Origin of the sequence: Niveispirillum cyanobacteriorum (genome assembly GCF_002868735.1) — a bacterium.
In the GTDB taxonomy this organism is placed as follows: domain Bacteria; phylum Pseudomonadota; class Alphaproteobacteria; order Azospirillales; family Azospirillaceae; genus Niveispirillum; species Niveispirillum cyanobacteriorum.
Map to the genome: position 1 here is coordinate 3,391,494 of NZ_CP025611.1, position 6,373 is coordinate 3,397,866.

Sequence of the window (6,373 nt, forward strand, 5' to 3'; positions counted from 1 at the left end):
TCCCATGACCCACGGTCCTCGCAGCGTCGCCAGTCCGGGGCGCTGCCGGGAGCCACCAAGGAGAAGTGTCATGATCGAACATCGCCCCTTCGCCGGCCTGGGTAAGGCCAACCATGGCTGGCTGCGCGCCAATTTCCACTTCAGCTTCGCCGGCTACCACAATCCGTCGCGGGTCCATTGGGGACCGTTACGGGTGTGGAACGATGACACGATCGACAGCAATACCGGCTTTGACCCGCATCCCCATCAGGACATGGAAATCATCACCTATGTCCGCAAGGGCGCCATCACGCACCAGGATTTCCTGGGCAATGAGGGCCGCACGGAAGCGGGCGATGTGCAGGTAATGTCCGCCGGTACCGGCATCGTGCATGCAGAATATAACCGCGAACCGGGTGAAACCACTCTGTTCCAGATCTGGATCATCCCCAACAAGCGTGGCGTGAAGCCGCGTTGGGAGGCCGCGAAGTTCCCCAAGGGCACCGATGCCCAGGGTCAACTGCGCGTCCTGGCGTCGGGCCGGGATCAGGATAAGGACAGCGGTGCGCTTTATATTCACCAGGATGCTGCACTTTTGGGTGGAACCTTACCGGCGGGTACGGTGTTGACCCATCGGTTGGGTGATCGGTTGGCCTACTTGGTCCCTGCCCGGGGCAAGGTGAAGGTCAATGGCCTGACCCTTGATGCCCGTGACGGCGCTGCGGTGAAGGACGAGGATGTCCTGACCATCGAGGTGCTGGAAGAGGCCGAACTGATCCTGGCTGATCTGCCGCGTGCGGCCTGATCGGCCAGGCCCACCATACCGGGGCCGGCTCCCCCATCCCCCTGAAGGCCGGTCCCGGTTTCAAAGGGCGGCGTCCTCCCCCCGGACGCCGCCCATTTATTTTGGCCGCTGTGCTGCGCGCATCCGTCCCCTTGGCGGCGGGCACTGTTGATGCCAGTTATCGGTGCAGGATAACGCCAAGGACCAATCCCCGTGACCCATCCCGACAGCCCCGCTCCGCCCGCCGGTGACCCCATTGCCGCGCGCCTGATGCTGCTGGCCGGTCTGTTCGGGGCGGTCGCCGTGGCGGCGGGGGCCTTTGCCAGTCATGGGCTGTCGGCGGTGCGCGATGCCCATGCCGCTGACCTGTGGAAAACGGCCAGTCAGTATCAGATGGTCCATGCCCTGGCCATCCTGGTTCTGGCCCCGCTGCGCCGGGCCTTGCCAGGGCAGGCGCGGTGGCTGGCGGCGGCGGGTCTGTGCTTTGCCATTGGCTGCGTGCTGTTTCCGGGCGCGCTCTACGCGCTGGGCTGGTACGGGCCATCGGCCATGGGGGCCGTGGCGCCCATCGGCGGGTTTTGTTTTATCCTGGGCTGGCTGCTGACCGGCGTTGCCGGTCTGCGCAGCGCGGGTTAAGGGCGCGACGGAAAAAGGCGGCGCATCAGCGACAGAACCTCCATCGGGGCGTCGCCTTTCAGGGTATAGAAAATGGTCTGTGCCTGCCGACGGGTGCGGACCAACCCTTCCTGACGCAGGATGGCCAAATGCTGGGATAGGGCGGACTGCGAGAGGCCGACAAGTGCCTCCATCTCGCCCACCGATTTCTCGCCATGGGCCAAATGAAGAAGGATGCACAAACGTCGTTCATTGCCCATAGCCTTCAGCAGGGCAGCAGCGGCGTCGGTCTTGACAGGCAGTGTCATGGCATCCATAGCCAGGGGGAAACTGGACCGTCCCACGCCCCCGTCAAGCCCCGGACCCAGAAGATTTTCCAAGAAAGGAAAAGCCCATGGATGCCGCCATCCAGGCCGATGTCACGCTGGATTGTTCGGGCCTGAAATGCCCGATGCCGGTGCTGCGCGCGGCCAAGGCGCTGCGGGGCATGATTGCCGGTCAGGTCCTGTCCGTGACGGCAACCGACAAGGCAGCGCCCAAGGATTTTCAGACCTTCTGTGCCGAAGGCGGCCATGCGCTGCTTTCGACCGATGTCCTGGGTGACACGCCCCAGGGGCAGTTGGTACGCTTTATTATCAGGCGGGGCGGATGATCTGTCGCAAAGACAGTCAAGAGCCAACCGCCCATGATGGAGTTGGCGACAACCGGCGCAAAAGACCGGCAGGCCATGTTTGAGGAAATGACCGGGGACGCCGCATCGCATGAACACGTTGCTTTTCTCCCATCCTGATTGCCTGGACCATGATACGGGCTATGGCCATCCCGAATGCGCCGATCGGCTGCGTGTCGTGCTGTCGGCGCTGGAGGATGAGGCCTTCATGTTCCTGGACCGGCGCGACGCCCCGCTGGCCACGCGGGACCAACTGGAGCGGGTGCATCCGCCCGGTCATGTCACGGCCCTTCTGGACGCCATTCCGGCCGATGGTCATGGCAGCATCGATGCCGATACGGTCCTGTCACCGGGCACTGGCAAGGCCGCCCTGCGCGCCGCCGGGGCCGTGGTCGCCGCCGTGGATGCCGTATGCGGCGGGGAGGCGCGCAATGCCTTCTGTGCGGTGCGTCCGCCCGGGCACCATGCCGAACCCGATCAAGCCATGGGTTTCTGCCTGTTCAATAATGTTGCGGTTGGGGCGGCCCATGCCCGCGCCCATCACCGCGTTCGCCGCGTCGCCATCATCGATTTCGATGTGCATCATGGCAATGGAACCCAGACCTTCTGTGAACAGGATGCCGACCTTTTCTATGGCTCCACCCACCAATGGCCGCTTTATCCCGGCACCGGATCGGTGAAGGAGAGGGGGGCATTCGGCAATATCGTCAATGCCTGCCTGCCGCCCATGGCCGGCAGCCCGGAATTCCGCCACGCCATCCAATCCACACTGATCCCGGCCCTGGATGCGTTCAAACCCGATCTGGTGATGATCTCCGCTGGGTTCGATGCGCATATGCGCGATCCCGTGGGCGGGCTGGACCTGACGGAGGATGACTTCGTCTGGGTCACGCAAAAGCTGATCGAAGTGGCGGATCGTCACGCCAAGGGCCGGATCGTCTCCGTTCTGGAAGGCGGTTACGACCTGCGCGCGCTTGCCAACAGCACCGCAGCGCATGTGAAGACATTGATGGTCGCCTGAGACTTCGTGTGACTGGCACTTGAACCGCCGGGCCGGGGGACATACAGTCCGGCCTTCCGAATGACAGTGCCGAAGCCATGACCGACCAGACCTTGCCCCCCGACATCGCCGCCCTCAGCTTTGAGGATGCGCTCGCCGAGCTGGAACGGATTGTCCGCCAGCTGGAGGAAGGCAAGGCCAAGCTGGACGATGCCATCCAGTCCTATGAGCGTGGCACCTGGCTGAAGCGTCACTGCGAGGCCAAACTGCGCGAAGCGCAGGCCAAGGTGGACCGCATCACCATCGCTGCCGACGGCACCATCGGTGCCGAGCCCGCCCGTCTGGATTGAAAGCCTCCACCCATGCCCTCCCTGCCCAAGACCCTGACCGCCGCCATGGCGGATACTGTTGAACAGGTCGAAGCCGCCATCGAGGTGCTGCTGCCGCGCAGCAACCTGATGGAGGCGCGCCTGTTCGATGCCATGCGCTATGGCTGCCTGGGCGGGGGCAAGCGTCTGCGTCCCTTCCTGGTCATGGAAAGTGCGCGCATGTTCGGCGTGAACCCGGCCTGCGCCCTGCGCACGGCGGCGGCGGTGGAGTTCATCCACTGCTACAGCCTTGTCCATGACGATCTGCCCGCCATGGATGACAGCGAACTGCGCCGGGGGCGCAAAACGGTGCATCTGGAATTTGACGAGGCCACTGCCATCCTGGCCGGTGACGGGCTATTGACCCAAGCGTTCGAAATTTTGGCCGACCATGAGACGCATGAGGACCCGCAGGTCCGCTGCAAGCTGGTGGCGGCGCTGGCCAAGGCCGCCGGCCCGCGCGGTATGGTGGGTGGGCAGATGCTCGACCTGATTGCGGAGACGACGCCGCTGGATATCGGTGCCATCACCCGGCTTCAGCGTCTGAAGACTGGTGAGATGATCGCCTTTTCCGCAGTTGCCGGCGCCATCCTGGGCCGCGCGGGCGCGCCGCAGCATCACGCGCTGCAGGCCTATGCCCATGATCTGGGTCTGGCCTTCCAGATTGCCGATGATCTTCTGGATGTGGAGGGCAGCCAGGACGAGGTGGGCAAGCCTGTGGGCCGTGACGACGTCGCAGGAAAAGCCACATTCGTGTCCATCCTGGGCACCGAGCGGGCGCGCGATCAGGCACGCCGGCTCGCCGGTCAGGCGGCCCAGCACCTTGAGATTTTCGGGGACCGGGCTGATATGCTGCGTCAGGTGGCGCATTATGTCGTTGAGCGGCGCACATAAAAACAAAGTAAGAGGTGGGGACGATGTCCCAGTCGAAGACGCCGTTGCTTGACCAGGTGAAGGTTCCCGCCGATCTGCGGCGGCTCCAGCCCGCGCAGCTCCGCCAGTTGGCCGATGAGCTGCGCAGCGAGACCATTGATGCTGTCTCGGTCACGGGTGGGCATCTGGGGGCTGGTCTGGGCGTGGTCGAGCTGACCGTGGCCCTGCATTACTGCTTCGACACGCCCGCCGACCGCCTGATCTGGGACGTGGGGCATCAGGCCTATCCGCACAAGATCCTGACCGGTCGGCGCGACCGTATCCGCACCCTGCGCATGGGCGGCGGCCTGTCGGGCTTCACCAAACGGTCAGAGAGCGAGTACGATCCGTTTGGTACGGCCCACAGCTCCACCTCCATCTCCGCCGGTCTGGGCATGGCGGCGGCGCGCGATCTGGCGGGGCGGACCAACAATGTTGTGGCCATCATTGGCGATGGTGCCCTGTCGGCCGGCATGGCCTATGAGGCGATGAACAATGCCGGCGCGTTGCAGTCGCGTCTTGTCGTCATCCTGAACGACAATGACATGTCCATCGCCCCGCCGGTGGGGGCGCTGTCAGCCTATCTGTCGCGGCTGATCTCGTCCAAATCCTATCGCGGTTTCCGCGATTTCTCCAAACAGGTGGCCGAACATCTGCCGCGCCCGCTGCTGAACGCCGCACGCCGGGCAGAGGAATATGCAAGAGGCATGGTCACAGGCGGCACCCTGTTTGAGGAACTGGGCTTTTACTATGTCGGCCCCATCGACGGCCACAACCTGGACCATCTGCTGCCCATTCTGGAGAATGTGCGCGATGATCCGCGCGGCGGTCCCGTGCTGGTCCATGTCGTCACGCAGAAGGGCAAGGGCTATGCCCCGGCAGAGGCATCGGCGGACAAGCTGCATGCGGTCGGCAAGTTCGACGTCATCACCGGCACCCAGGCCAAGCCCAAGGCCAATGCCCCCAGCTATACCCGCGTCTTCGCCGACAGCCTGATCAAGGAAGCCGAGAAGGACGAGAAAATCGTCGCCATCACGGCGGCCATGCCGTCGGGCACGGGCCTCGACCTGTTCCAGCAGAAATTCCCCAAGCGCAGCTTTGACGTGGCCATCGCCGAACAGCATGCCGTGACCTTCGCCGCCGGCATGGCGACCGAAGGGTACAAGCCGTTCTGCGCCATCTATTCCACCTTCCTGCAGCGCGGTTATGACCAGCTGGTCCATGACGTGGCCTTGCAGAACCTGCCCGTGCGTTTCGCCATCGACCGCGCCGGGCTGGTTGGGGCCGACGGGGCGACCCACGCCGGCGCCTTCGACGTCGCCTACCTCGCCTGCCTGCCCAACATGGTGGTGATGGCGGCGGCAGATGAGGGGGAGCTGGTGCATATGGTGGCCACCTGCGCCGCCTATGATGCCGGCCCCATCGCCGTGCGCTATCCGCGTGGCGAGGGCGTGGGCGTGGACATGCCGGAACAGGGTGTGCCCCTGCCCATCGGCAAGGGCCGCATCATCCGCGAAGGGTCCAAGGTTGCCATCCTGTCGCTGGGCACCCGCCTGGCCGAGGCATCAAAGGCGGCAGAGGATCTGGCAGCCCTGGGCCTGTCCACCACCGTCGCCGACGCCCGCTTTGCCAAGCCCGTCGACATGGAACTGGTCGAACGGCTGGTGCGCAGCCACGAGGTGCTGATCACCATTGAGGAAGGCAGCATCGGCGGCTTCGGCAGCCATGTCCTGCACCATCTGGCAGTGGAAGGCCTACTGGAACTGGGCTGCAAGGTCCGGCCGATGGTGTTGCCGGATGTGTATCAGGACCATGACAACCCGGTGAAGCAGTACGAAGAAGCCGGCCTTCAGGCCCGCAATATCGTGGATACAGCCCTGAAGGCGCTAGGCGTGGAGGGGAAGGCGGCGGTGGGGGCGTAACAGCCTCGTTTACTGATCCGTCAACCCCATCACAAGGGCGACAGCCGCATTCACCTGCGCCATCTGGGCGGCGTCAGTCGACCGATGACTTGACCCAAGCGGTCACGGCGTACCGTAACGGGC

The 6,373-nt window shown here is 64.4% G+C and carries 8 protein-coding genes; 7 read left to right on the top strand and 1 reads right to left on the bottom strand.

Translation table 11 applies throughout. From position 1 onward, the window contains the following. Window positions 1–70 precede the first annotated feature (70 nt). The gene (locus C0V82_RS15825) at window positions 71–784 is read left to right on the top strand and encodes a pirin family protein (protein ID WP_102113120.1); all 714 of its coding nucleotides are present in this window, start codon (window positions 71–73) and stop codon (window positions 782–784) included. A 192-nt stretch (window positions 785–976) separates the two neighbouring features. Further along, window positions 977–1,399, top strand: a complete 423-nt coding sequence (locus C0V82_RS15830; protein ID WP_102113121.1) for a DUF423 domain-containing protein — start codon at window positions 977–979, stop codon at window positions 1,397–1,399. Here the strand turns inward: C0V82_RS15830 and C0V82_RS15835 are convergent. Then, window positions 1,396–1,686: an ArsR/SmtB family transcription factor gene (locus C0V82_RS15835; protein ID WP_370466030.1), complete on the bottom strand. Its 291-nt coding sequence runs from the start codon at window positions 1,684–1,686 to the stop codon at window positions 1,396–1,398. The two genes, C0V82_RS15830 and C0V82_RS15835, sit on opposite strands and share 4 nt — an antisense overlap. 86 nt (window positions 1,687–1,772) lie before the next feature. On the opposite strand from C0V82_RS15835, the gene C0V82_RS15840 reads away from it, so the two are divergent. The 5 genes from C0V82_RS15840 to dxs all read left to right on the top strand — a co-directional run bounded on the left by C0V82_RS15840 (window position 1,773) and on the right by dxs (window position 6,250). Further along, window positions 1,773–2,030 (top strand): sulfurtransferase TusA family protein, encoded by a 258-nt coding sequence (locus C0V82_RS15840; RefSeq protein WP_245924107.1) that lies wholly within the window; start codon window positions 1,773–1,775, stop codon window positions 2,028–2,030. A gap of 109 nt (window positions 2,031–2,139) precedes the next feature. After that, a complete protein-coding gene (locus C0V82_RS15845) occupies window positions 2,140–3,069 on the top strand; it encodes a histone deacetylase family protein (RefSeq protein ID WP_102113122.1) in 930 nt (309 codons plus the stop codon). Window positions 3,070–3,146: 77 nt separating this feature from the next. Further along, window positions 3,147–3,398, top strand: a complete 252-nt coding sequence (locus C0V82_RS15850) for an exodeoxyribonuclease VII small subunit (RefSeq protein ID WP_094457321.1) — start codon at window positions 3,147–3,149, stop codon at window positions 3,396–3,398. A 12-nt stretch (window positions 3,399–3,410) separates the two neighbouring features. Further along, window positions 3,411–4,310, top strand: coding sequence for a polyprenyl synthetase family protein (locus tag C0V82_RS15855; RefSeq protein WP_102113123.1), 900 nt, complete (start codon window positions 3,411–3,413; stop codon window positions 4,308–4,310). 23 nt (window positions 4,311–4,333) lie between these two features. After that, window positions 4,334–6,250, top strand: a complete 1,917-nt coding sequence (gene dxs / locus C0V82_RS15860) for a 1-deoxy-D-xylulose-5-phosphate synthase (protein ID WP_102113124.1) — start codon at window positions 4,334–4,336, stop codon at window positions 6,248–6,250. The last annotated feature ends 123 nt before the right edge of the window (window positions 6,251–6,373 follow it).